This is a genomic window from Desulfomicrobium macestii (assembly GCF_014873765.1).
Taxonomy (GTDB): Bacteria; Desulfobacterota; Desulfovibrionia; order Desulfovibrionales; family Desulfomicrobiaceae; genus Desulfomicrobium; species Desulfomicrobium macestii.
In genome coordinates this window covers 113,817-137,002 of sequence record NZ_JADBGG010000005.1, presented here as the reverse complement: position 1 = coordinate 137,002, position 23,186 = coordinate 113,817, and the positions used below count along the sequence as shown (strand labels likewise).

The 23,186-nt window shown below is 62.4% G+C and carries 20 protein-coding genes; 8 read left to right on the top strand and 12 right to left on the bottom strand.

Annotated features, from left to right (window positions below; genetic code table 11):
• Positions 1–56: 56 nt before the first annotated feature.
• The 5 genes from H4684_RS05115 to eutC all read left to right on the top strand — a co-directional run bounded on the left by H4684_RS05115 (position 57) and on the right by eutC (position 5,459).
• The gene (locus H4684_RS05115) at positions 57–593 is read left to right on the top strand and encodes a TRAP transporter small permease subunit (RefSeq protein WP_092190315.1); all 537 of its coding nucleotides are present in this window, start codon (positions 57–59) and stop codon (positions 591–593) included.
• On the top strand, positions 590–1,915 hold the full coding sequence (locus tag H4684_RS05110; protein ID WP_092190317.1) for a TRAP transporter large permease: 1,326 nt from the start codon (positions 590–592) through the stop codon (positions 1,913–1,915). The genes H4684_RS05115 and H4684_RS05110 overlap by 4 nt, the downstream gene beginning before the upstream one ends.
• A gap of 80 nt (positions 1,916–1,995) precedes the next feature.
• Positions 1,996–3,216, top strand: a complete 1,221-nt coding sequence (locus H4684_RS05105; protein WP_225940251.1) for a glycoside hydrolase family 3 protein — start codon at positions 1,996–1,998, stop codon at positions 3,214–3,216.
• Between the two features lie 72 nt (positions 3,217–3,288).
• Positions 3,289–4,647, top strand: coding sequence for an ethanolamine ammonia-lyase subunit EutB (locus tag H4684_RS05100; RefSeq protein ID WP_192623047.1), 1,359 nt, complete (start codon positions 3,289–3,291; stop codon positions 4,645–4,647).
• On the top strand, positions 4,644–5,459 hold the full coding sequence (eutC, locus tag H4684_RS05095; RefSeq protein ID WP_192623046.1) for an ethanolamine ammonia-lyase subunit EutC: 816 nt from the start codon (positions 4,644–4,646) through the stop codon (positions 5,457–5,459). The genes H4684_RS05100 and eutC overlap by 4 nt, the downstream gene beginning before the upstream one ends.
• Positions 5,460–5,488: 29 nt before the next feature.
• Here eutC and H4684_RS05090 read toward each other — a convergent pair whose 3' ends face one another.
• Positions 5,489–6,658 carry a Fic family protein gene (locus H4684_RS05090; RefSeq protein WP_192623045.1) on the bottom strand — a complete coding sequence of 390 codons (1,170 nt, stop codon included), beginning with the start codon at positions 6,656–6,658 and terminating at the stop codon, positions 5,489–5,491.
• A gap of 406 nt (positions 6,659–7,064) precedes the next feature.
• Between H4684_RS05090 and H4684_RS05085 the strand changes: the two genes are divergently transcribed.
• Together H4684_RS05085 and H4684_RS05080 are read left to right on the top strand one after the other, a co-directional pair.
• Complete coding sequence (locus tag H4684_RS05085) at positions 7,065–7,484, top strand: HIT family protein (RefSeq protein WP_192623044.1); 420 nt, start codon at positions 7,065–7,067, stop codon at positions 7,482–7,484.
• A complete protein-coding gene (locus tag H4684_RS05080) occupies positions 7,481–8,425 on the top strand; it encodes a prenyltransferase (RefSeq protein ID WP_192623043.1) in 945 nt (314 codons plus the stop codon). The genes H4684_RS05085 and H4684_RS05080 overlap by 4 nt, the downstream gene beginning before the upstream one ends.
• 87 nt (positions 8,426–8,512) lie before the next feature.
• On the opposite strand, the gene H4684_RS05075 is transcribed toward H4684_RS05080, so the two are convergent.
• The 7 genes from H4684_RS05075 to H4684_RS05045 form a co-directional block, all read right to left on the bottom strand.
• Entirely contained in the window at positions 8,513–10,465 is a 1,953-nt protein-coding gene (locus H4684_RS05075) for an alpha-amylase family glycosyl hydrolase (RefSeq protein ID WP_192623042.1), read from the bottom strand.
• Positions 10,466–10,476: 11 nt separating this feature from the next.
• A complete protein-coding gene (locus H4684_RS05070; protein ID WP_192623041.1) occupies positions 10,477–11,310 on the bottom strand; it encodes an HAD-IIB family hydrolase in 834 nt (277 codons plus the stop codon).
• Positions 11,307–13,463, bottom strand: a complete 2,157-nt coding sequence (locus H4684_RS05065; protein WP_192623040.1) for an HAD family hydrolase — start codon at positions 13,461–13,463, stop codon at positions 11,307–11,309. Before H4684_RS05065 ends, H4684_RS05070 begins: the two co-directional genes overlap by 4 nt.
• Positions 13,460–14,425 carry a carbohydrate kinase family protein gene (locus H4684_RS05060; RefSeq protein WP_192623039.1) on the bottom strand — a complete coding sequence of 322 codons (966 nt, stop codon included), beginning with the start codon at positions 14,423–14,425 and terminating at the stop codon, positions 13,460–13,462. The genes H4684_RS05065 and H4684_RS05060 overlap by 4 nt, the downstream gene beginning before the upstream one ends.
• A gap of 464 nt (positions 14,426–14,889) precedes the next feature.
• Positions 14,890–16,350 (bottom strand): carbon starvation CstA family protein, encoded by a 1,461-nt coding sequence (locus tag H4684_RS05055; protein ID WP_092190344.1) that lies wholly within the window; start codon positions 16,348–16,350, stop codon positions 14,890–14,892.
• Positions 16,351–16,595: 245 nt separating this feature from the next.
• Positions 16,596–18,302 carry a LytS/YhcK type 5TM receptor domain-containing protein gene (locus H4684_RS05050; RefSeq protein WP_092190346.1) on the bottom strand — a complete coding sequence of 569 codons (1,707 nt, stop codon included), beginning with the start codon at positions 18,300–18,302 and terminating at the stop codon, positions 16,596–16,598.
• A gap of 9 nt (positions 18,303–18,311) precedes the next feature.
• On the bottom strand, positions 18,312–19,097 hold the full coding sequence (locus H4684_RS05045) for a LytR/AlgR family response regulator transcription factor (RefSeq protein ID WP_192623038.1): 786 nt from the start codon (positions 19,095–19,097) through the stop codon (positions 18,312–18,314).
• Between the two features lie 316 nt (positions 19,098–19,413).
• Between H4684_RS05045 and crcB the strand changes: the two genes are divergently transcribed.
• Positions 19,414–19,788 carry a fluoride efflux transporter CrcB gene (gene crcB, locus H4684_RS05040; protein ID WP_092190350.1) on the top strand — a complete coding sequence of 125 codons (375 nt, stop codon included), beginning with the start codon at positions 19,414–19,416 and terminating at the stop codon, positions 19,786–19,788.
• Between the two features lie 81 nt (positions 19,789–19,869).
• Here crcB and rpe read toward each other — a convergent pair whose 3' ends face one another.
• The 4 genes from rpe to hemB are packed head-to-tail and all read right to left on the bottom strand — an operon-like array spanning position 19,870 to position 23,184.
• Positions 19,870–20,538, bottom strand: a complete 669-nt coding sequence (gene rpe, locus H4684_RS05035) for a ribulose-phosphate 3-epimerase (protein WP_192623037.1) — start codon at positions 20,536–20,538, stop codon at positions 19,870–19,872.
• Positions 20,535–20,993 (bottom strand): siroheme decarboxylase subunit alpha, encoded by a 459-nt coding sequence (gene ahbA, locus H4684_RS05030; RefSeq protein WP_192623036.1) that lies wholly within the window; start codon positions 20,991–20,993, stop codon positions 20,535–20,537. Before ahbA ends, rpe begins: the two co-directional genes overlap by 4 nt.
• Positions 20,994–21,004: 11 nt before the next feature.
• A complete protein-coding gene (gene ahbD / locus H4684_RS05025; protein WP_192623035.1) occupies positions 21,005–22,207 on the bottom strand; it encodes a heme b synthase in 1,203 nt (400 codons plus the stop codon).
• On the bottom strand, positions 22,207–23,184 hold the full coding sequence (gene hemB / locus H4684_RS05020) for a porphobilinogen synthase (protein WP_092190354.1): 978 nt from the start codon (positions 23,182–23,184) through the stop codon (positions 22,207–22,209). Before hemB ends, ahbD begins: the two co-directional genes overlap by 1 nt.
• Positions 23,185–23,186: the final 2 nt, after the last annotated feature.

The following is a 23,186-nucleotide window of genomic DNA, read 5'->3' as shown; positions in this document are numbered from 1 at the left end:
TGCGCCCTGAAAGGCCGCCGCTCTGGGATCAGCCATAATCCTTTGCGAGGTGCCCTGTGTTCAAAGCATTGGTGACATATACGAAATACGTGGACGCCTTGAACCGTCTGGTCGGCAAGGTGGCCATGTATCTGATGTTCGTGATGATGTTCATTCTTCTTTATGCGTCGTTTTCACGAAGCATGCTCAACTCTCCCGTGGTCTGGGCCGTGGAGATGGCGCAGTTCACCATGGCCGCCTACTACCTTCTTGGTGGGGGCTATTCGGTCATTCTGCGCGGGCACGTGCGCATGGACGTGCTCTACAGCACCTGGTCGCCAAAGACGCGGGCCATCATCGATGCGCTCACGTCTTTTTTCCTGCTCTTCTATCTCGGCATGCTGCTCTACGGCGGCATATCGAGCACCGCCTATTCCCTTGAGTACGGGCAGAAGAACTATTCCGCCTGGGCTCCGCCGCTCTCGCCGATCAAGATCATCATGGTCGTGGGCATCGTGCTCATGATTCTGCAATGCGTGTCGCGTCTCATCAAGGACATCTCCAAATTCATGGGCGTGGACATGCTCAAAACCTACGGAGACGTGATGCCATGAGTTATGAAATGATCGCTCTTTTGATGTGCACGACCCTCATGGTGCTGCTTCTGACCGGCCAGAGGGTTTTCGGCGCGGTGGGTTTCGTCGGTGCGGCCGCTTCGCTCCTGCTGTGGGGCGACGGCGGCTCGGAGATGCCTTTCAACGCGAGCATGGTGCTCCTGAACTGGTTTCCGCTCCTGACCCTGCCGCTTTTCATCTTCATGGGCTACATGCTCAGCGAATCGGGCATCGCCAACGACCTCTACAAGATGTTCCACGTCTGGATGGGGCCCCTGAACGGCGGCCTGGCCATCGGCACTGTGGTGCTCATGGTCGCCATTTCGGCCATGAACGGGCTGTCCGTCGCGGGCATGGCCATCGGCACGAGCATAGCCCTGCCGGAAATGCTCAAGCGCGGCTACGACAAGAAGATGATCACCGGCGTGATCCAGGCCGGAAGCTCGCTCGGGATCATGGTGCCGCCGAGCATCGTGCTGGTCCTCTACGGTATGATCGCGCGTCAGCCCGTCAGCCAGCTCTGGCTGGCCGGAGTGTTTCCGGGGCTTTTGCTGGCGGTGCTGTTCATTGGTTACATCGTGGTCCGCTGCAAGCTCAACCCGGCCCTCGGGCCCTCCCTTTCCTTCGAGGAGCGTTCCAGCATTTCCCGCCGGGAGAAGATCGCGCTCTTGCGTGCGGGTATCGTCCCCATAGCCATCGTGTTCATGGTCACCGGCCTTTTCATGCTGGGCGTGACCAGTCTGGTCGAAAGCTCCGCCGTGGGCGCGGCCGCGGCCATGATCGCGGCCATGGCCAAGGGACGGCTGAGCCGTCCGGTGCTCGACGCCTCGCTGCACAAGACCCTGTCCGTGAGTTGCATGTTCATGTGGATCATCCTTGCGGCCCTCTGTTATGGAGCGGTTTTCGACGGGCTGGGCGCGGTGCACGCCATCGAGATCCTGTTTCTGGAAAAATGGGGCCTGTCCCCCTGGGGCGTGCTGATCATGATGCAGGTCTCCTACATCATCATGGGCATGTTTCTGGACGACACGGCCATGCTGGTCATCGTCGCGCCGCTGTACATTCCGCTCATCATCGCTCTAGGATTCAACCCCATCTGGTACGGGGTGCTCTATACGGTGACCTGCCAAATTGCCTACATGACGCCGCCCTTCGGCTACAACCTCTTCCTGATGAAGGCCATGGCTCCCAAGGAAGTCACCCTGGTGGACATCTACGGTTCCATCGTACCCTTCGTCACCCTGATGGTGATCGGCCTCGGCCTCATCATCACCTTTCCGCAGATCGCCCTCTACTTGCCGGAGCTGTACTTTCCCAAGTAACACAAGCGCGAACACGGCCGGGAGGCTCCCTCCCGGCCATCAGCAAAGGGGGGAACGACATGATTCGAGGGATGGTGGGGATGTTTGATAGGCCGGCGGGCAAACGTCTTTTCAACGGAGTGCGGCAGCCACGGCCTGCCGGTGTTTTTCATGACGGCATAACATCCACCGGGATGCTTTTTTTTCTTGGAGTGATGCTGTTCCTGATCCCGGCCTCGTCCGGGTTCGCCATGGACACGTCCGCGCTTCGGGCCATGGCGGGGCAGATGCTGCTGGTCGGTTTTCGCGGGACGACGGTGAACAACGACTCGCCCATCCTGCGAGACATTCGGGAGCACAATCTGGGGGGCGTGATCCTCTTTGACCGCGACGTGCAGCTAAAAAGCACGGAGCGCAACATTCAAGGCCCCAGGCAGGTTCGGGCGCTGACCGCGAGCCTGCAGGCCAACGCCCGGACCACGCTTTTTGTCGCCGTGGACCAGGAAGGCGGAAGGGTGCGGCGCTTCCGGGAGGATCGGGGCTTTGCGCCAAGTCCTTCGGCCAAGGCCATGGGGCAGGGCAGTCCGGAGCAGACACGACTTGAAGGCGAACGGACCGGGAAGCTTCTGGCGGGCCTTGGCGTGAACCTGAATTTCGCGCCCGTGGCGGATGTGGACGTCAATCCGCAAAGTCCGGCCATCGGAGCCCTGGAGCGCAGTTTTTCCGCTGATCCGGACCAAGTCGCGCTCCATGCCCATGCCTTCAGCCGGGGGTTGCTCTCGCAGGGCGTTTTGCCCTGTCTCAAGCATTTCCCTGGGCATGGCAGCGCCACGGCGGATTCGCATCTTGGGCTGACCGACATCAGCAAGACCTGGACCCCGGCGGAGCTGCGCCCCTATGAGCTGCTGATCCCGCTCAAGGCCAGCCCCCTGATCATGACCGGACACCTTTTTTTGCGCCGGTTCGACGAGAACCATCCGAGCACCCTGTCCAGTGCCGTGCTCACGGGGCTTTTGCGGCAGCGTTTGGGATTCGAGGGCGTGATCGTCTCCGACGACATGCAGATGAGGGCCATCGCTGAACATTACGGTCAGGACGAAGCGATCCTCCTGGCTGTCGAGGCCGGGGTGGATATTCTGGTTTTCGGCAACAATCTGGACTACGACCCCGACATAGTGCCCAAGGCCGTCGATGTCCTGGTCAAGGCCGTGGAGGAGGGACGCCTCTCCGCCGAACGGATCGAGGCCTCGCATCGGCGCATTCAGGCCGCCAAGCAGCAGCTCCTGACCAGCCTTGCCTGGGGGCCACAGGTACAGCCATGACAGCGTCCGCGATTTGCGGGCGTGAAGAAAGACCAAAGGTGCACGGCTTTGCCTTGCCCGACAGGACATGAAATGAAACGAACTTTGAAGGAGCTTTTGGCCAAGGCCTCGCCCCTGCGCTCGGGCGACGTTCTGGCCGGCGTGGCGGCCGCCACGGAAGAGGAGCGGGTGCTGGCCCAGATGGAGCTGGCCAGCGTGCCCCTGACCCGCTTTCTGGAAGAACACGTCGTCCCCTACGAGGAAGACGAGGTCACGCGGCTGATTGTCGACACGCACGACCAGAAGGCCTTCGCGCCCATCCGCGGCTTCACCGTGGGCGAGTTCCGGGACTGGCTCCTGACCGATGCGGCCGAAAGCGCCACGCTGGCCCGGCTGGCCCCCGGCGTGACACCGGAGATGGCCGCGGCCGTGTCCAAGCTCATGCGCCTGCAGGACCTGGTGCTGGTCGGCTCCAAATGCCGGGTCACGACGCGCTTCCGCAACACCATCGGCCTGCCTGGCAGCTTTTCGGTCCGCCTGCAGCCCAACCATCCCACCGACAACCTTTCGGGCATCGCGGCCTCGACCCTGGACGGCCTGTGCTACGGCTGCGGGGACGCGGTCATCGGCGTCAACCCGGCCACGGACAGCCTGGACAACATCTGCCGCATCTCCGACATGTTGGGCGAACTCATCGCCCGCTACGCCATCCCGACCCAGAGCTGCGTGCTGACCCACGTGACCACGACCATGGAGGCCATCGAACGCGGCGCGCCCGTGGACCTGTGCTTCCAGTCCATCGCGGGGACCGAGGCCGCCAACGCGAGCTTCGGCGTGTCGCTCCCCCTGCTGCAGGAGGCGCTGGAGGCCACGCGGTCCCTGGGCCGTGGCACGGTGGGGAACAACGTCATGTACTTCGAGACGGGCCAGGGCAGCGCCCTCTCGGCCGGGGCGCACCACGGCGTGGACCAGCAGACCCTGGAGGCCCGCGCTTACGCCGTGGCCCGCCGGTTCGAGCCGCTGCTGGTCAACACGGTGGTCGGGTTCATCGGGCCGGAGTACCTGCTGAACGGCAAGCAGATCACCCGAGCGGGGCTGGAGGACCATTTCTGCGGCAAGCTCCTGGGTCTGCCCATGGGCGTGGACGTCTGCTACACCAACCACGCCGAGGCCGACCAGGACGACATGGATGCGCTCCTGACCCTGCTGGGCGCGGCGGGTTGCACCTTTGTCATGGGCGTGCCCGGGGCCGACGACATCATGCTCAACTACCAGTCCACGTCGTTTCATGACGCGGCCTATCTGCGCAAACTTCTGGGTCGCAAGCCCGCGCCGGAGTTTGTGGCCTGGCTCGAGTCTTCGGGCGTGATGGACGGGGGCGGGCGGCTCGTGCCCATCGAAAAAGGCAACCGCCTGCTGGGCCTGCCGGGCGCCATACGGGAGGAATCATGAGCGATAGGACCACGGCGCCCGTTACGGTCTGCGCAGACCCCTGGGCGGAACTCAGGCGGTTCACGGCGGCCCGCATCGCCGTCGGGCGCAGCGGGTCGAGCCTGCCCCTGGCCGAGAGCCTGTCCTTCAGGCTCGATCACGCCCGGGCCCGCGATGCCGTGCACACGCCGTTCCGTCGGACGGAGCTGGCTGAGAGCCTGCGCGGGGCGGGCATCGCCTGCGTCGAGCTGGAGTCGGGAGTGGGCGGGCGGGAAGAATACCTGACCCGCCCCGACAAGGGCCGGCGTTTGAGCGAACGGTCGGTTGCGGTTCTGCAGGGGCTGGACACGGGCTTCGACATCTGCTTGGCGGTGGGCGACGGCCTCTCGGCCCGGGCCATCCACGAGAACGCCCCGGACTTCGTGCCGGCCTGCGTACGCATGTTCAGCCAGGCCGGGCTGAGCGTGGCCCCGGTCTGTCTGGTGGAAAACGCGCGGGTGGCCGTGGCCGACGAGATCGGGGAAATCCTGCGGGCCCGCCTGTCCGTCATCCTCATCGGCGAACGTCCGGGCCTTTCCTCGCCCAACTCCATGGGCGTCTACCTGACCATGAACCCCCGCACGGGCACCACGGACGAGGCCCGCAACTGCATCTCCAACGTGCGCGAGGGCGGCTTGAGCCTGGCGGAGGGCGTGCGCAAGCTGGGGTATCTGGTGGAGGAGGCTTTGAGGCTCGGAGTGAGCGGGGTGGGGCTCAAGGACAGGATGGCTGCCGGCTATCTGCCCTTCGGCCTTCCGGAGTCGGCGATTACGGACGGGATGGTGAAAAGCTGAGGGGACAGGGCAGGGTCAGGCTGCGTCGGTCAACGTTCCGGCAACTCCGTGCCGCGATTCATGATTCGGATGTACTCCGCGTAGCTGAACAGCCGGTTGCGCTTCCGGGCCGTGAGTTCCCTGACGATGCCGAGCCGTTCCAGGTGCCCGAGGGCCTTGTTGACGGTGGCGGCCGTGAGGCCCGTTTTTTTCGTCAGCCAGTTCGAGGTGGCGATGGGGTGTTCCATCATCGCCCGGTGCACCTGCAGGGTGGACGCGGCGGCGCGGCCGAGGCTGCCGATGGCGTCGCGGTCGGCGGCGGCGACGCCGTGGAGCTGGCGGGCCGTTTCCATGGCCTGGCCCGCGGTGACGATGACGGCCTCGGCGAAGAAGTCGAGCCAGGCTTCCCAGTCGCCCGTCAGGCGGACGGCGTTGAGCAGCTCGTAGTAGCGGCTGCGGTGGGCCTTGAAGAAGAGGCTGAGATAGAGCAGGGGCTCGCGCAGGACTTTCCCGTCGCATAGCAGCAGGGTGATGAGCAGGCGCCCAAGGCGGCCGTTGCCGTCGAGAAAGGGGTGGATCGTTTCGAACTGCACATGGGCCAGGGCGGCCTTGACCAGGGGCGGCGTCGGCTCGGGGCGTTCATGCAGAAAAAGCTCCAGGCTGCCCATGCAGTCCAGGATTTTTTCGGGCGGCGGGGGGACGAAGGCCGCGTTGCCAGGCCTGGTGCCGCCGATCCAGTTCTGGCTGCGCCTGAACTCCCCGGGCGCCTGACGGTTGCCCTGGCCTTTGCTCAGCAGCACTCCATGAATTTCCCGCAACAGCCGCAGCGACAGCGGCAGCCCTTCCGCCAGCAGTATCAGGCCGTGGGCCAGGGCGGCGGCATAGTTGCTGACCTCCTGCACGTCGTCCAGGGGCACGCCCGGCTCCTGCTCCAGTTCGAACAGCAGCAGGTCGGCCAGCGACGACTGGGTGCCCTCGATCATGGAGGACAGCACCGCCTCCTTGCGCACGTACATGTCCAGGAACAGCGCCGTGTCCGGCAGCTGTTCCGAGACGCTGTCCAGGCGGCCCAGGGCCAGCAGCGCCTCGTCGAACCTGCCGCGCAGCTCCGGCGTCCAGTCGATGGGCGGTCGCGGCGGGAGGGGCGTGGGGACAAAGGCCCTGACCTTTTCGCCGACCGTGGTCGTGGTCACGTATCTGCCCTGGAGGGAGCGTTTCATCCGCTTGCTATCCTCAAATAAGAATACTCATTATTTTACGTTTATTCGTTAACGTAAAATAATGAGCGCAAAGAGGAAAGGCAAGGACCATTTTCTGTGCATCGCCAGTGACTGCATAACGTCAGGGGGGGAAGGCCGTGGGGGCCATGAATCCGATCAGCAGAACGAGGCAAAGTGCCCAGATGCGCACGCTCAGATACCTCCGTACGTATTTTGCAGGAAATATGACGCCACGGACTGCGTCTAGCACCTGATAGCGTTTTCTGTAACATACTCGTCTTTTTACGCTTATTGGGAATTATTGTGCGCAGACAGATTTGTATATTCTTGTCGAACAGATGGCGAATGTTTCGGGATGCAAAAGGAGTGTCTTGCCGCCCGAACCCGCCTGCCGTAGCGTGTGTCCATGAATGATTTCACGCTTCACCCCACTCTGGCCGCGGACTGCCATGTTCTCGGAGGCTGGCGGGACATCCGCCTTCTGCTGCACCGGGACGCCCAGGTACGCTGGTTCATCCTGGTGCCCGAAACCTCGGCCGGGGACTGGCACGAGCTGCCCGGCGGCCTCCGGGACCGGCTGGTCGCGGCCTCGTCCGCCCTGTCGGCCATGCTCCGGTCAGACTTCACCTGCGACAAGGTTAATGTCGCCGCCATCGGCAATCTGGTGCCGCAGTTTCATTTCCACGTCATCGGGCGCTGGCGGAGCGATCCTTACTGGCCGGGCGTCGTCTGGGGCAGGGTCGTGCCGGGGTGCGTGTACACCGACGGGGAGATCGGACGCGTGAAGGAGCGGGCTCTGGAATGCCTGCAGGGGAGCGGTGCATGACCGCGTCCGCCCGTCCCGACCCCGAGGATGCTCTTCCGAAGCCCACCACGCCCGCCTGGCGGGCGTGGCTTCAGGCGGCGCGCCTGCCTTCGCAGATGTACATCTTCTGGCCCCTGCTCCTGGGGCAGGCCCTGGCCATGGGCGACGGATTTTCCTGGGAGGTCGTGCTCGCCTGCCATCTCTACGGGCTGGCCAGCCAGCTCTACATCGTCTTCGCCAACGACGTGGCCGACATGGCCACGGACCGCAGGAATTTTACCTTCACCCCTTTTTCCGGTGGCTCAAGGGTCCTTGTGGATGGGCTGCTGTCGCGGCGGCAGCTGGCTCGGGCGGCTGTCCTGTGCGCCGTGCTGTCGGCTCTGGCCGGGGTCTTTCTGGGGGTTCGGCATGGCACCTGGCTGCCCCTGCCGCTCATTCTCTTCGGCCTGGCCCTGCTGTGGGCCTACAGCTATCCGCCTTTGCGCCTGTCCTACCGGGGCGGCGGGGAATACCTACAGATGGTCGGCGTGGGGCTCGTGTTGCCCATGATCGGCTTCAGCGCCCACGCCGGGACTTTGACAGGGCTGCCCCTGGCACTCATGCCGCTCATGCTTTTCCTGTCCCTGTCCTGCGCCATAGCCACGGCCCTGCCCGACGAGCCCTCCGACAGGGCCGACGGCAAGCGCACGCACGCCGTGAAATCCGGCGTTTCGGCCACTCAGCGGTTCATCCTGCGGCTGAACGCCCTGGCTTTGGTCTGGTTCGTGTTCGTGCCGCTGCCGGGGGTGACGCTGTTCGCGAGGGCAGCGCTGGCCCTGCCGTGTCTGATCCTCTGTCTGGTCAGCCTGATCCTGGCCGGGGCCCGGCCGGGAGAGCGCGGCATGCTCGTCTTTGTGACCGCCCAGGTGGCCTTCTCCCTGACGCCCATGATCGGCCTGGCGATCCTGTTTCTGGCTTCCTGATTTTTGCCTCGCACCGTCGGGCCGATCATCCTTCGCCTTTATTGAGGCATCATCACGGCCGGGAATTTTCGGAGAATTTCCCGGCCGTCAATCCTTGAGCCAGTAGAAAGAGAGGGCCGGGATCAGGAGCTGGCCGTCCTCCACAGGCACGCGCTCGCCGGTGCACAGATCCGTCATGCTTTCGTGTGTGAAGAATCCGTGCGGCGTCAGCGCGTCAACGGGAAGCGGCTGCGCTTCGACGTTGAAATTGTTGATGACGAGCACCCGACTGCGGCAATTTTCCGGGTCCGTACGGTAGAAGACCAGCAGATTCGGGTTCTCGATGAGCAGCAGGTGACGATTGTCGAAATCCGCGAAGGCCGGGATTTCCTTGCGCAGGGCGATCATTTTCCTGAGCGAAGAGAAGATCCTCTGTTCGACCGTGCCGCTCTGATGGCGTTTTTCGGCCTTGTCCCAGTCGAAACGGGAACGATGAACCCAGCGCGAATCGTCCTGGGTGGCCGGGTCGGACAGGAATTCCAGATTGTTCAGCGTGCCGATGGCGTCACCGTAATACATGAGCGGCAGGCCGCCGAAAGAGAGTATTACGCTGTGCAGCAGCGCGATGGTCTTGATCGCGGCGGTTATGGCATCCTCATCCTCGGACTCCAGCGCCGATTCCAGACCGACCAATGAAGCCAGCGAACCGGAGATGCGGGCGTCGCCGGTTTTCAGATTCGTGCCGAAGGGCATGCCCCTGGCCGGTGACTCCGGAAATTTGCCCGTGTAATAATCGACCAGAAAGGCCCGGTGCAGGGTCGGATCGTATCCTGCCTGCGCCACGTCGCTGTCGTCGAAGCCAAGGCCGATGTCGTCATGGCAGCGCACGTAGTTGAGCCAGGTCGCCCGCTCCAGCTTGTTTGGCAGGTTCTTGACCCCCAGGTTGAGCAGGTTGGCGTTCTTGGTGGCCACGGCATCCCAGAGCAGGGCCATGAGAGATGCGTTGTAGGCGATCTCGCATTCCTTGGAATAGATCGCGTCCTCGCCGAAATATTTGGCGATTTCACCCGGTGCGACAATGGCCTCGGCGATGAACAGCACGCCGGGAGCCGTCACCTGGCAGCAGTCCTTCATGAGCCGCAGCAGCAGATGGGCTTCGCGCTCGTTCTGGCAGGTGCTGCCGATCTTCTTCCACAGGAAGGCCACGGCGTCGAGGCGCAGGATGTCCGCGCCCTTGTTGGCCCAGAAGAGGATGATGTCGAGCATTTCAATGAGCACCGCCGGATTGCGGTAGTTCAGATCCCATTGGTAGTTGTTGAAAACCGTCATGACCCATTTACCCATAGTCTCGTCCCAGGTGAAGTTTCCGGGAGCGGTGACCGGAAAGATTTCGGGCATGCCCTCCTCGAAGGCGTCGGGTGTTTCGCGGTTGTCGAAGACGTAGTAGTAGTCCTGATATTTCTTTTCACCCTGGCGCGCCCGCGTCGCCCATTCGTGTTCGTCGGAGGTGTGGTTGACCACGATGTCGAGGACCAGAAGGATTTCGCGGTTCTTGAGCGTGGCCGCCAGTTCCTCGACATCCTGCAGGGTGCCGTAGCGGGCGTCGATCTTGCGGAAGTCCCGCACCGCATAGCCGCCGTCATTGTTTTCCGGCGGGCAGTCGAGGATGGGCATGACGTGCAGCATGTTCACGCCCAGTTCCTGGAAATAGGGGAGTTTTTCGCGCAGGCCTTGCAGGTTGTCCGCGAAGCGGTCGCAGTACAGGGCCATGGCCACCCACTTCTGGTTCAGGAACCAGTTGTACTGCACTTCACGCGCCAGATCGGATTTGCGCAGGGCGGGGGTGCGCTCCATGTAGCGCAGGGCAAGGGTCTCGACCAGACGAACCATCTGTTGCTTGAAGTCCGGACGGTCGCCATAGAGGAGTTTGAAGAGGGAATATATGGCGTAAAAATTCGCGCCCAGCCGGGTATAGAAATGGCGCAGCCGGAATTTGCCGATTTCGGGCCTGAGTCCGGCCAGGATTTCGTTCAGCAGGGCATGGGAAGCTTGTTCGTACATGTATTCATCCTTTATGATTCAGATTCTTGCAGCCACGCAGCGGCCTCGGGCCAGAAATGCGCGACTCCTTCCAAAATTCCTGCGCTGTAGTTCCCGTTCATGCTGAGATATTCGCCCGTGGCGATGTACAGCGCTTCGCGTCCTGTTGCCGCCACCCTCGATTTGATTTCGGGGTCGGCATTGGCCACCAGCACCGCCGGAATGTCGCTCAAGAGCACATCCAGGTCGTTGCCGCTGTCGCCGGCGAAGAGGGTGTCGTGCAGGGAAAAGTGTTGCCGCTCCATCATGAAGCGAATGGCGTGCAGCTTTCCGGCGCTTTGCGGCAGGACATCGAGCAGGCCGATATGCGCCAGTTCGTCGATGCTCCAGATCAGGTTGGCGCGGATGCCCTCGCGTTGCAAGCGTTCGCGCATGCGGGCCGTCAGCGCGCCGGAGTCCACGTCCAGATGAACATAATAGCTGAGCTTGAAGGAGGCCTGCTTTTCCCGCTCCTGCATGTGCAGCTCAGGGAAGCCGCGCAGTAGGCTCGCAAGACCTTCGGAGTGCATGCCGCCCCAATCCGGCGCGATGTGCCGTTCCCATGTGCTCCATGGTAGCCATTCTTCCGCCCTGATCTGATAGATGCTCGCCCCGACGTCGGCGATGGCGAAGTCGGGACACGGCAGATCGAACTCCGCGATGGCGTCTTCGATCAGGGCACGGTGGCGTCCGGTCACGTAGGCAAGACAAATCTCCTCGCGTGCCGCCAGCTTCCGGAACAGGGCCTTGGCCGACGGCCACTGGGGATTTGGGCCGTTGGGGATCAGGGTTCGGTCCAGGTCGGTGCAGAGCAGAAACCGTTTCATGACGCGCCTTCCTCCTGGGCGGGAAATCCGTAATGGGCCATGGCGTCGAGAATCCCGGCCGCAAAGGAGGCCTCCGAGAAGTGGATGCCCTCGATGTTCGCAAGCTCGGACAGTTCGGTGATGTGCCGGTTGTCCACTACGGTGCCCAAGGTATTGCCGCGCAGCATGTCGGCGTCGGCTCCGGTGACTCCGGCCACCAGGGTGCTTTCCAGCGGAAAGTCGAGCTGCTCGGAGCACCAGCGCAGCGCCAGCCCCTTGGAGGCCCGAAGCGGCAGCACGTCCAGGTATTGGCCGAAGGAGACGAGCACGTTCACGGCCTGCTCGTTGTGCTGGAGCAGCTGGCGAACCTGCTGCCCGCTGATCACGGAGGTGTCGATGTAGTAACTGATCTTGAACGCGCTCTGGTGCTTTTTGGGCTGCAGGGACAGGCCCGGAATGTCGCGCAGCGTCTTGCGCACTGCCCGAGGATCCCAGAGGTGGTTGATGTGTTGTTCCCAGATAGTGTCCTGGGTGAGGTTCGGTGCGTAATGGATTTCCGTCCCCTGGCCGGAGATAAGCACATCGGGTTGGGGAATCTTGTGCTTGCGCAAGGTGGCCAGGGCGTTGTCCAGGCGGCGTCCGGTGACGATGCCGAAGAGGACGGTCTTGCGGTGGGCGTGCAGGGTCTGCAAGAGCGCCGTGAGCGAGTAGTTTTCGCCGATGAGGCTCAGATCCAGTTCCGCGAAGAGCGCCTGTTTGCGGGAAATGCCCCTGCGTCGGATCGGAGCCATGCGGATCAGCGGTGCGGTTTTTTCCACCAGCGGACGGACAACATCCAGATATTTTTCCACGTGCGCCTGCCATGAATAGTGACGGCGCACGCCGGACAGGCCGTTCTTGGCGAAGGTGCGCCACTCTTTTTTATCGATCAGGGTGCGCAGGATCGTTTCTGCCATGGACTCCTTGTCGAGGGGATCGATGAGGTGACCGTTGCGGCAGTTTTTGATGATGTCGATGGGGCCGCCTTCCTCCGTGGCCACGATGGGCAGCCCGCAGGCAGCGGCTTCGAGCAGGGTCAGGCCGAAGGGCTCGGTCAGCGCGGGGTTGACGAAAACACCGCGCGATGCGGCGGCCAAGCGGAAAAGGATGGCTACTTCCTCGGGCCGGTGATGCTTGGGGTAGGCGATCTTGCCGTAGAGATCGTGGCGGTCGACGGCGAGGAGGATGTCGTTCAGGACGCCCCGCGCACCTTCATCCATGTCCTGGATGTCGTCGCGGTTGCCGGCCACGATGACCAGATTGGCGGCTTCCTGCAGATGGGGGGATTCTCCGTAGGCGTCGATGAGGGTCACGATGTTCTTTTTCGGGTCCGGCCGCGAGAGCGCAAGCACCATGGGGCGCGCCGGGCGGTGCAGGAAGCGTTTCAGTTCATTGGCGATGGCGGTGTTTTTTTCGCTCTCGCGGGGCGGATAGAAATGGCTGAGGTCCGTGCCCGGAGGAATCACGCACATGCGTTCGGGCTGGTAGAAATCGTAGAGGCCGTATTGTTCCTCGATCTCCTGCCCAGTGCTGGTGATGATGCGCTCGGCCGCGCTGAGCGTGGTCTCCTCCGCTTCGATGCGCCGGGACATCTTGTACGTGTCTTCGATCTGTCCCCGCGAACTGCCGCTGGCCAGAAGCCGCAGGCGCTTGCTGCGCCCCAGGGAGTGTCCGGTGTGAACGAGGGGAATGCCCATCTGGTGCGAGAGCCTGGCTCCGACATAGCCCGCATCGGCGTAGTGGCTGTGCAGGAGATCGGGGATGCGATCCTGGCTTTTGAGGAAGGTGAAGACGTTGTCGGAAAAATTATCCAGCGAGTCCCACAGGAGCTCCTTGCGCAGGTATTTTTCCTCTCCGCATTCGATGCGCACGATGCTGGCCTTGTCGGACAGGGGCTCGGTCACCTGCGCATAGTCGGGACTGACGGCGTCGTCGATGACCCTGCGCGTCAGCAGGATGGCTTTTTCCACATCCGGGCGTTCGCCAAGAGCGCGGGTCAGTTCGACCACGTATTTGACCTGTCCGCCGGTGTCCGCGTCGCGGCCCAGCTCCATGTCATGTCCGCGCACCAGTCCGTGAATGCTGATCAACACGATAAAAAGCGGTTTTTTGACGGGCTGTCCGCGTGTCTTCACCGTGTCCACTCCTTGGTAAAATTTTGATAAAATTCAGAATCTTCGGGAACAGCGCCCCGGATTTCGCAGATGGCGGAGGCAAAGTCGTCGGCACGCTTCAGGGCGGTGGTTTCTGGCCAGCACGACAGCATGCCAAGGATGCACACGGCGGAAAAGGCGTCTCCCGCGCCTACCGTGTCCACGATGCGCGAGGGCTCCTTCCCGGGGGAGGCGATAAAGAGCTCATTGTCCCTGTCCAGTTGCCAGGCTCCGTATTTTCCGCAGGTCACGATCAGGCGGTCGATGTCGAACATGCGCTTGAGTTCGGCTCCCTGCGCTTGCGCCAACCCTTCGCCCGCCTTGAACATGTCCGCCAGGGTGCGCAATTCCTCGTCGCTCAGCTTCACGATGTCTGCACTCTGCAATGAAAACCGGACCGTGTCCTCGTCAAACCAGGGTTCGCGCAGGTTGATGTCCAGAAACTGTGGGGCTTTGATGTTTTGCAGCATCTCCGACAACGCTTGCCGGGTAACGTGATGGCGCTGGCTCAGGGTGCCGAAATAGACGAGTCCTGGTGCTTCGGCCGCCATCGCCGCAGCCGTGGCGTCGGCCGGGTCGATGAAGTCATAGGCCTGCCGGGGGAGAATCTCGAAGCGGTGTCCCGCGTCTTCGAGATGGACCCGCACCTGTCCCGTGGGCAGGTTGTCGTCGATCTGGATTCCCGAGACATCCATGCCCCGTTCCTTCATGCCGGCAAGAATTCTGGTGCCAAGGGCGTCGTCTCCCAGGCGGGAGATCATGAGCGGTCTTAGCCCGAAGGCCGCAAGGTGCCGGGCGACATTGAAGGGCGCGCCGCCGAGAACCGCGCGATCGGGAAAGACGTCCGCCAGAATTTCTCCGAAAAGGATGACGGCAGGGCTTTGGCCTTCAGGGGCGGGGCCTTGATGCGCGGCGGGTTGCCGAGGGCTTGTCGTGAGTTTCATACGGATGTCTCGTCATTATGTCGAATTTACAGGATGTTTGTGTGCCTCATGTCTCATTGATGAATGATTTTAATCAGTATTTGCTGTTGTAACTTCATATCCAGTGAAATGTCTGGAAAGCTGATTGACGTTTTATCATGTCGATGAATTCGAGATGTTTTTTTAAGGGAAGTGTAGCTAGCGGATCAATAAAAAAGCAGATGTAAATTTTTTTGTTACATTCTTTATGCGAATGATGTCAATAAAAGCAGGAACTATCCATTTCTCGCATGACAGATGCGGATGTGGACAAAGTGTGGAAGTTCTGGCGCTGGATGTTCGAGGCCTGTCTGGAAGGATGTCCTGGAGGGCGACCGGGAGACAGGTTCAAGTCTGGCGAAGGCTTTTGGCTCGGTTGGTCTTTGGAGAAGAATGAAAAAAGGGAGCCGTGAGCTCCCTTTTTTCATGTCTTATGCTTGATCAGGTCAGCCGATGACTCCGGGTGAGTCGACGGGGTTTTCTTCAATGGGCGTGTTGCGCGCCGCGAGCATGAACCAGACGAAGCAGGCCGCGGCCACGGCGATGCCGATGGGATAGCCGTAGTCGGAGCTCAGGTGCAGCGGAAATTCCGGGGCCACGCAGAGGTAGGTGGAGCAGACCGCTGTCATGAAGGTCGCGGGGACGCTGGCGATCCAGTGTGCCTTGCCGTGACGGACCAGGTACATGGCCGAGGCCCAGAGCACGATGGTGGCGAGGGTCTGGTTGGCGAAGCCGAAGTAGCGCCAGATGACGTTGAATTCCGTCTTGGTGATGATGAAGCCGATCACGAACAGCGGCACGGCGATCATGAGGCGCTTGATGACGGACTTCTGCTCGACCTTGCTGAAGTCGGCGATGATCAGGCGCGCGGCGCGGAAGGCCGTGTCACCGGAGGAGATGGGCAGGATGATGACGCCGATGATGGCCAGGAAACCGCCGATGGGTCCCATCAGCGTGGTGGCGACCTGGTCGACCACTGCTGCGGGGCCGCCGCTGGCCAGGGTGGCCTGCAGGGCTTCGGGGGTCTGGTAGAAGGTCATGCCCAGGGTGGCCCAGACCAGAGCGATGATGCCCTCGCCGATCATGGCGCCGTAGAAGATGGGGCGGCCGCATTTTTCATCGGGGATGCAGCGGGCCATCATGGGCGACTGCGTGGCATGGAAACCGGAGATGGCTCCGCAGGCGATGGTGATGAACATCAGCGGCCAGATGGGCAGGCCCTTGGGATGCACGTTGGCCAGGCCCACGCCGTTGGGGAAGAAGGTGTAGCCGTCCACGATGAGCATGGCCGAGAGGCCGAAGGCCATGATCAGCAGGCAGGCGGTGAAGAGCGGATAGAGACGGCCGATGATCTTGTCCACGGGCAGGATGGTGGCCAGGAAGTAGTAGGCGAAGATGATGCCGGTCCAGACCACGACGGCCACGTTTTTGTCCAGGTTGAAGCCGATTTTGACCGCCAGCAGCTTGGCCGGTCCGAGGATGAAGACCACGCCGACCAGGAGCAGCAGGATGACGGAGAAGACGTTCATGAACTGTTTGGCGAAGTTGCCGAGGTTGTGACCCACGGCGTCGGGGATGGATTTGCCGTCATAGCGTACGGACATCATGCCGGAGAAGTAGTCGTGCACCGCGCCTGCGAAGATGCTGCCGAGCACGATCCAGACCAGTGCGGCCGGGCCGTAGAGGGCGCCAAGTATGGGGCCGAAAATGGGCCCGAGTCCCGCGATGTTCAGGAGCTGCACCATGTAGATGGTTTTTGGGTTCATTTTGACATAGTCGACTCCGTCCGCGAGTCGGCAGGCCGGGGTGGCCTTGCAGCTGTCGACGCCGAAACTGGATTCGACGATCTTGCCGTAAACGAAATAGCCGGTGATAAGCGCCGCGACGGCGAAGAAGAAGTAAAACAAGTGTCCCTCCTTGGAAAAAAGTTGGTTGCGCCAGATCTCTTCAAATCAACTTTCGGTCATGCTGCCATGACCGGGATGGTTTGCCGGGTCGAACTCGGCGGATATGACGCGCTTTAGGCCAACAGGATGCAAGGGGACAAGAAGTCTCGTTTAAAATGTCTTTTTCAGCGCCTGAAGCGTTCGCCAGGAGAGCCGAAACGTCTTGTTCGTGATCGGAATTGTCGGCGCCGATGAAGAAACGGGAGCTAGACCCGGGCCGGCATGGGCAGCATGAAGTCGATGCAGGTGCCCTGGCCGGGCGCACTGACGACCTGCGGGAGATAGGACGGGCCGAAGATCTGTTCCAGCCGCTGGAAGCAGTTGCGCACGCCGATTCCGCCCGACCGGGAATCCAGCCTGGTCTTGGCGAACAGCCGGTTCACCTGGGACTGATCCATCCCTACCCCGTCATCCTTGACCTCCACATGCAGGCACGCGCCTTCCTTGCGCACCTGCACGCGGATCTCGCCGCCGTTTTCGTGGGCCAGAATGCCGTGACGCACGCTGTTTTCGACCAGGGGCTGAATGATCAGCGGCGGGATGGGCCAGGATTCGCATCCTTCCTGCACGTCGAAGTCGATCCGAATGCGCTCACCGAAGCGGGCCTGTTCGATGGCCAGATAGCAGCGGATCTGGTCCAGTTCCTCGGACAGGGGCACGAATCCCCGGCTGGCCTCCAGGCTCTTGCGCAGATAGCTGGACAGGTCCTGGAGCAGGCTGCGGGCCTTTTCGGGACTGGTGCGGCAAAAGGAGGTGATGGTGTTCAGGGAGTTGAACAGGAAGTGGGGATTGATCTGGGCCTGCAGGCGCCGGATTTCGGCATGGGCGAGCATGCGTTCGGTGATCTGGATGTTTTCCAGTTCGAGCTGGGTGGAAAAGAGGTTGCCAAGCCCCTTGCCCAGCTCGAAGAGCAGCAGGTCGAGGGATTTGTTGGCCGTGCCATAGAATTTGAGCGTCCCGGCGACGCTTCCGCCCTTGGTCAGGGGCACGATGATGGCCGAGGCAAAGGGACAGTTCGGGTGTCCGCAGCCGATGCCCTCCTTTGCGCTCAGAAACATGGGCTGCCCGGTCTCGAGCACGGTCCGGGTAGCCTCGGTGACGATGGGCCGTCCGGCCAGGTGATGGTCGTCGCCGACGCCGATGTGGGCCAGGACGTTGGTTTCGTCGGTGATGGCCACGGCGCCGACCGCGACCCGGCTGTGGATGATGCGCGCCGTGGCCAGGGCGCTCTCGGGGGTCAGCCCGGAGCGCAAGTGACTGACCGTGGAGTTGGCGATGTCGAGGATTTCCTGGGCCTGGACCGAATCCTGCCTGGCCCGGTAGCGGAAGACCACGTTGATGACCTGTACGAAGGTGGCCGCGCCCAGGGTGTTCAGGATGATCATGGGCGCGGCGATGATGCGCACCAGTTCCACTGCTTCCGCAAAGGAGTGGGACAGGGCCAGGACCATGCCCATGTGCAGCGTCTCGCCGCCCAGGGCCAGTCCGGCCGCCCAGCGCCAGTCCACGCTGCGTTCCTTGAGATAGAGGGTCAGCAGCCCGGCGGCCGCGCCTTCGATCATGGTCGACAGGCCGCACGGCACGGCGCTGAATCCGCCGATATCGATGAGGATGCGGTGCCCTCCGGCAATCAGTCCGGAAGCGATGCCGACCACGGGGCCGCCGAAGAGGCCGCCCGTGATCACGGCCATGGCCCGAAGATTGGCCACGGACTGGGAGACGAGGTTGCCTCCGTAGGTGCCCAGGATTCCTGCCGCGCCGAAGAAGAGGATCTGCAGCAGCGTCGAACGCCACGAGGGGCCCTGGCGCAGACGCATCTTGTGGATGGGGGTGATGGTCAGGAGCAGGAAGGCTCCGGCCACGATGAGGCCGAGGCGTTCGGCCAGGGCCAGGATGAGGGCGTCGGAATTCATGGTTATCCTTTACGCAAGGCCGAGCTGGTCGCGAAAATCGCGCACCCTGGCCTTGCTGACGGTGATTTCGGTGGCCGCGTGATCGCGCATGGTCAAAAGATATTTGCCGTTGAACCAGGGCGCGAAATCCCTGACCTGCGCCAGATTGACGAGCTCGCCCCGGTTGGCGCGAAAGAAGGACAGGGCTGCGAGTTTTTCCTCCAGGCGATCCAAGGTGCCGGGGCCGTGGTGCACATACTGCGTGTCGCGCGTGTGCACTAAAGTGCGGCGCCCTTCCGTGCGGATGAGGACGACATCGGCGTGCCCGAGCAGCAGCACGCGCCCCCGATGCTCCACGGAGATGCGCACCAGCGGCTGGCCGAGTCCCATGCCCTTCAGCAGTTCTTCCAGCTTCGGCTGCGCGGCCCGGCCCGGGTTCATGTGGCGCAACTGGTTGCGCAGCCGCCCCAGGCAGTTGGCCAGGCGTTCGCGGGAGACGGGCTTGAGCAGATAATCCACCGCGTTCTCCTCGAAAGCGCGGATGGCATACTGGTCATAGGCCGTGGCAAAGACGAAGAGCGGCGGCTCGGGGCATTTGAGCGCCCGCTCCAGAACATGAAAGCCGGTCGCGCCCGGCATCTGGATGTCCTGAAAGACCACTTCGGGGCGCAGTCGCACGATTTCCTCCATGGCCTGCGATGCGGACATGGCCGTGCCGACGATCCGCACATCCTCAAAGCCGGACAGAAGATAGGACAGTTCGTCCAGGGCGGGCGGTTCGTCATCGACAAGCAGGCAGCGGATAGGTGATGTCATGGGGGCTCTCATGGTGTTTGCCGCGCCTTTATCAGAATCGTGCACAAAACGCATCAAGGACGTAACTCTCTGTTTTGAAATGAGATACAGCCCGCATTGATGTCCATCCGATTCTGCGGCAGAAATAATTGTTCCGGGCGGGATAGCGCTCCACAATCATCCGGGGCTTTGATAAGCGAAGTCTTCGCCATGCCGAACCCCGAGCGTTCCGGATCAGCCGGGGCTTTTCACGGCGGATCAGCATGGCGTTCCCGCTTGTGCATGCGACTGTCCAGGAGCGTCGATGCAACAAGCGAATCAACCGCGAGGAAAACTCATGTCGAAAATTGCCTTGATCGCCCTGGCCGGGGCGTGTGGAACACTGTGCCGCTACTGGCTTTCGGGGCTGGTCTACAATGTCATGGGGCGGGACTTTCCCTGGGGCACCTGGGCGGTGAACATCACGGGCTGCTTCCTGTTCGGGCTGGTCTGGATTCTGTCCGAGGAGCGGGGGCTCCTGTCGGCGCAGGCCCGCATCCTGATTCTCACCGGCTTCATGGGCGCGTTCACGACCTTCTCGACCTTCATCTTCGAAAGCGGCGGCATCCTTGACGACGGCCAGTGGCTCAAGCTGGCCCTCAATCTGGCTGGGCAGAATGTGGTGGGGTTCGCGGCCCTTTACCTGGGCACGGGACTGGGCAGGATCGTTTAGGGGTAAAGCCCGCACGTGCATGAAAAAGAAAACCCCCGCCGTGGCGAGGGTTGCGTGGAAACGGGGAGCGATGCAGGCCGTCTATTTCGCGTGCACGGCATCCTGAAACGCCTTGTGCCGCTCGGCATACGGGGGAAACCCGAAGAAGGCCGAGCCGGAGACCAGGACGTCGGCTCCAAGGTCGAAGAGCTCTTTTGCATTGTCCAGGGTCACGCCCCCGTCGACCTGAATCAGTGTCGACAGCCCGCGAGAGCGGATCATGCCGGACAGGGTCGCGATCTTGTCCTTGCAGAACGGGATGAAGGACTGGCCGCCGAAACCCGGATTCACGCTCATGATGAGCACCATGTCCAGCTGGGGCAGCAGATACTCGACGACACCCAGCGGCGTGGCCGGATTCAGCGACAGGCCGACCTGCATGCCCGCCTCGCGGATGACGCTGACCGTACGCTCGAGGTGCAGCGTGCTTTCGGCGTGGATGCAGAGCAGATCGGCGCCCGCGTCGGCGAACTCCTGGATGTAGCGCTCGGGGCGTTCGATCATGAGGTGCACGTCGAAGAAGAGCCGGGAGGTCTTGCGCAGGCGCTTGATGACCGGAGGGCCGAAGGTGATGTTCGGCACGAAGGCCCCATCCATGACATCCCAGTGCACCCATTTGAGGCCGGCCTCTTCAAGGGCGGTCAGCTCGGAGCGTAGCGCGCCGAAATCCGAGGACAAAAGGGACGGCGAGAGGATGAATTCGCGCATCATTCCTCCCTGTCGCCCATCTTGAAGTCGACCTGGATCTTGTACATCTTGGTCGCAGGCAGGTTCAGGATGGAGATGCCCGTCTTGCGGGTGATTCCGGCCAGGGTCTCCTGCACATCTTCCCAGGACGGACCGATGAAGGTGAACCAGATGTTCTGACGGTGCTGGCGCAGGTAGTTGTGCGTAACGCCTGGGAGCTTGTTCACCTCGGCGATGAATTCGTCCAGCTTGTACTCGGGCACGGCGGCGGAGCACAGGGTCGAGTGCCAGCCCAGCTTCTTGGACTGGAAGTTGGCCCCGATGCGGCGGATCACGCCTTTTTCCGTCAGCGCCCGCACGCGGGCCAGAGTCTCGGCCTCGGTCAGGCCGACCTTGAGGCCGATCTCTTCATAGGGACGGGCTTCGAGGGGGAAGCCCGTTTGGATCATGTCCAGGATCTTCTTGTCAAAATCATCCATGCTTCCACCCATCAGGCTTTGCGCCGTTCGGCGAGTTTGGGAATGTACGTGCACAGCGGTTCTTCGCCCATGTAGTTGTCGTTCATGGAGTACGCCCGGGCACGGCAGCCGCCGCAGACCTTGTGGTATTCACAGATGCCGCACTTGCCTTCGTAATCTTCCTGGGTGCGAAACTGCTTGAATTGCTTCGATGAACGCCAGATTTCCGGAAACGGGGTGGTACGGATGTTGCCGCAGTCCAGCTCCAGGTAGCCGCAGGGCTGGACCTGGCCGACGTGGGAGATGAAGCAGAAGCCGGTTCCGCCGAGACAGCCCCTGGTCATGGCGTCGAGGCCGAAGTTTTCGGGTGTGACCGGCACGCCCTCGGCCTTGGCCCGCTGACGCATGATGCGGTAGTAGTGCGGGGCGCAGGTGGCCTTTAAGTGCATGTTCGTGGTCTTGCGGAAATCATAGAACCAGTTGAGCACGTCCTCGTATTCCTGGCCCGTGATGACCTCGGCTCCGAGCTGGGCGGCCCGGCCCGTGGGCACCAGCAGGAAGATGTGCCAGGCCACGGCGCCTATGTGTTCGCAAAGGTCGAAGATCTTCTTGAAGCTGCTCAGGTTCGCACGGGTCACGGTGGTGTTGACCTGGAATTCGATGCCAGCTTCCTTCAGGTACTCGATGCCACGCATGGAAGCGTCGAACGCGCCCTGCACGCCGCGAAACTCGTCGTGGCTTTGCGCGTCGGGACCATCGATGGAGATGGAGCAGCGCTGCACTCCGGACTCGCGCATCTTCTGCGCGGTTTCCGGGGTGATCAGCGTCCCGTTGGGCGACATGACGCAGCGCAGGCCCTTGTCGGTGGCGTAGCGGATGAGCTCATAGACATCGGCGCGCATCATGGGATCGCCGCCAGTGAAGATGATGATCGGGCTGCCGACTTGCGGAAAGGTGTCGATGAGCGCCTTGGCCTCGGCCGTGTCCAGCTCGCCCTCGTAGGGTTCCAGGTGCGCCTCGGCCCGGCAGTGCTTGCAGGCCAGGTTGCAGGAGCGGGTCACTTCCCAGGCGATGAGCTTGCAGGCCGGGGTGCCGTCGGCCAGGGTCGTGACCATGCCGCCCGGGTGTCCGCCGGGTTTGCCCCCGGGATGTCCACCCGGGTGACCACCCGGATGCCCGGCAGGGGGCCCGTCCAGACCCGAATGGCCTGCGCCGTGATGAGGATTTTTTTGCATTATACGTGTCCCGCCTTGAGCAGGTCTTGGGTGAAGTAGGAGAGGATCAGGTCCGCGCCGGCCCGCTTGAATGCGATGAGGCTTTCGAGCGCCACGGCGGTTTCGTCGATCCAGCCGTTCATGGCCGCTGCCTTGATCTGGCTGTATTCCCCGCTGACCTGATATGCGGCTACGGGCAGGTCGAAGTTGTCACGGACCAGACGGATGATGTCCAGATAGGGCAGGCCCGGTTTGACCATGAGGATGTCCGCGCCCTCTTCCACGTCGGCGGCGGCTTCGCGCAGGCCCTCGCGCCAGTTGGCGGGGTCCATCTGGTAGGTCTTGCGGTCTCCGAATTTGGGCGCGCTTTCGGCCGCGTCGCGGAAGGGGCCGTAAAAGGCCGAGGAGTACTTGACCGCGTAGGACATGATGGGCGTGTCCAGGAAACCCTTTTCATCGAGGGCTTCCCGGATGGCAGCCACCCGACCGTCCATCATGTCCGAGGGCGCGATGATGTCCGCGCCGGCCTGGGCCTGGGCCACTGCCGTGCGGGCCAGCAGCGCCAGGGTCGGATCATTCTGGACTACGCCTTCGGGGGAGACCAGTCCGCAGTGCCCGTGGGAGGTGTATTCGCACAGGCAGGTGTCCGCGACCACGATCAGCTCGGGCCAGCGGCTCTTGATGCGGCGGATGGCTTCCTGCACGATGCCGTTTTCGGCATAGGCCTGGGTGCCGGCCGGATCTTTTTCAACGGGGATGCCGAAGAGGATGAGGCTTTTGAGACCCGCATCCACGGCCGGACCCACTTCGCTCAGGAGCTGGTTCAGGCCCAGCTGGAACTGTCCGGGCATGGAGCTGATGGGCTTCTTGAAGTCCGGGTCCGATTCGACCACGAAATACGGCTGGATCAGGTCCTCCCGTCCCAGCCGGCTCTCCCTCACCATGTCCCGCAGGACGCTCCTTGAACGCAGCCGGCGGCCGCGATGAAAGGTGTTCATGC

Bases quoted from the DNA above. Each gene is read 5' to 3' on its own strand.
- H4684_RS05110 (WP_092190317.1), top strand. From the start codon at position 590: ATGAGTTATGAAATGATCGCTCTTTTGATGTGCACGACCCTCATGGTG.
- H4684_RS05105 (WP_225940251.1), top strand. From the start codon at position 1,996: ATGTTTGATAGGCCGGCGGGCAAACGTCTTTTCAACGGAGTGCGGCAG.
- H4684_RS05100 (WP_192623047.1), top strand. From the start codon at position 3,289: ATGAAACGAACTTTGAAGGAGCTTTTGGCCAAGGCCTCGCCCCTGCGC.
- eutC (WP_192623046.1), top strand. From the start codon at position 4,644: ATGAGCGATAGGACCACGGCGCCCGTTACGGTCTGCGCAGACCCCTGG.
- H4684_RS05090 (WP_192623045.1), bottom strand. From the start codon at position 6,658: ATGAAACGCTCCCTCCAGGGCAGATACGTGACCACGACCACGGTCGGC.
- H4684_RS05085 (WP_192623044.1), top strand. From the start codon at position 7,065: ATGAATGATTTCACGCTTCACCCCACTCTGGCCGCGGACTGCCATGTT.
- H4684_RS05080 (WP_192623043.1), top strand. From the start codon at position 7,481: ATGACCGCGTCCGCCCGTCCCGACCCCGAGGATGCTCTTCCGAAGCCC.
- H4684_RS05075 (WP_192623042.1), bottom strand. From the start codon at position 10,465: ATGTACGAACAAGCTTCCCATGCCCTGCTGAACGAAATCCTGGCCGGA.
- H4684_RS05070 (WP_192623041.1), bottom strand. From the start codon at position 11,310: ATGAAACGGTTTCTGCTCTGCACCGACCTGGACCGAACCCTGATCCCC.
- H4684_RS05060 (WP_192623039.1), bottom strand. From the start codon at position 14,425: ATGAAACTCACGACAAGCCCTCGGCAACCCGCCGCGCATCAAGGCCCC.
- H4684_RS05050 (WP_092190346.1), bottom strand. From the start codon at position 18,302: ATGAATTCCGACGCCCTCATCCTGGCCCTGGCCGAACGCCTCGGCCTC.
- H4684_RS05045 (WP_192623038.1), bottom strand. From the start codon at position 19,097: ATGACATCACCTATCCGCTGCCTGCTTGTCGATGACGAACCGCCCGCC.
- crcB (WP_092190350.1), top strand. From the start codon at position 19,414: ATGTCGAAAATTGCCTTGATCGCCCTGGCCGGGGCGTGTGGAACACTG.
- rpe (WP_192623037.1), bottom strand. From the start codon at position 20,538: ATGATGCGCGAATTCATCCTCTCGCCGTCCCTTTTGTCCTCGGATTTC.
- ahbA (WP_192623036.1), bottom strand. From the start codon at position 20,993: ATGGATGATTTTGACAAGAAGATCCTGGACATGATCCAAACGGGCTTC.
- ahbD (WP_192623035.1), bottom strand. From the start codon at position 22,207: ATGCAAAAAAATCCTCATCACGGCGCAGGCCATTCGGGTCTGGACGGG.
- hemB (WP_092190354.1), bottom strand. From the start codon at position 23,184: ATGAACACCTTTCATCGCGGCCGCCGGCTGCGTTCAAGGAGCGTCCTG.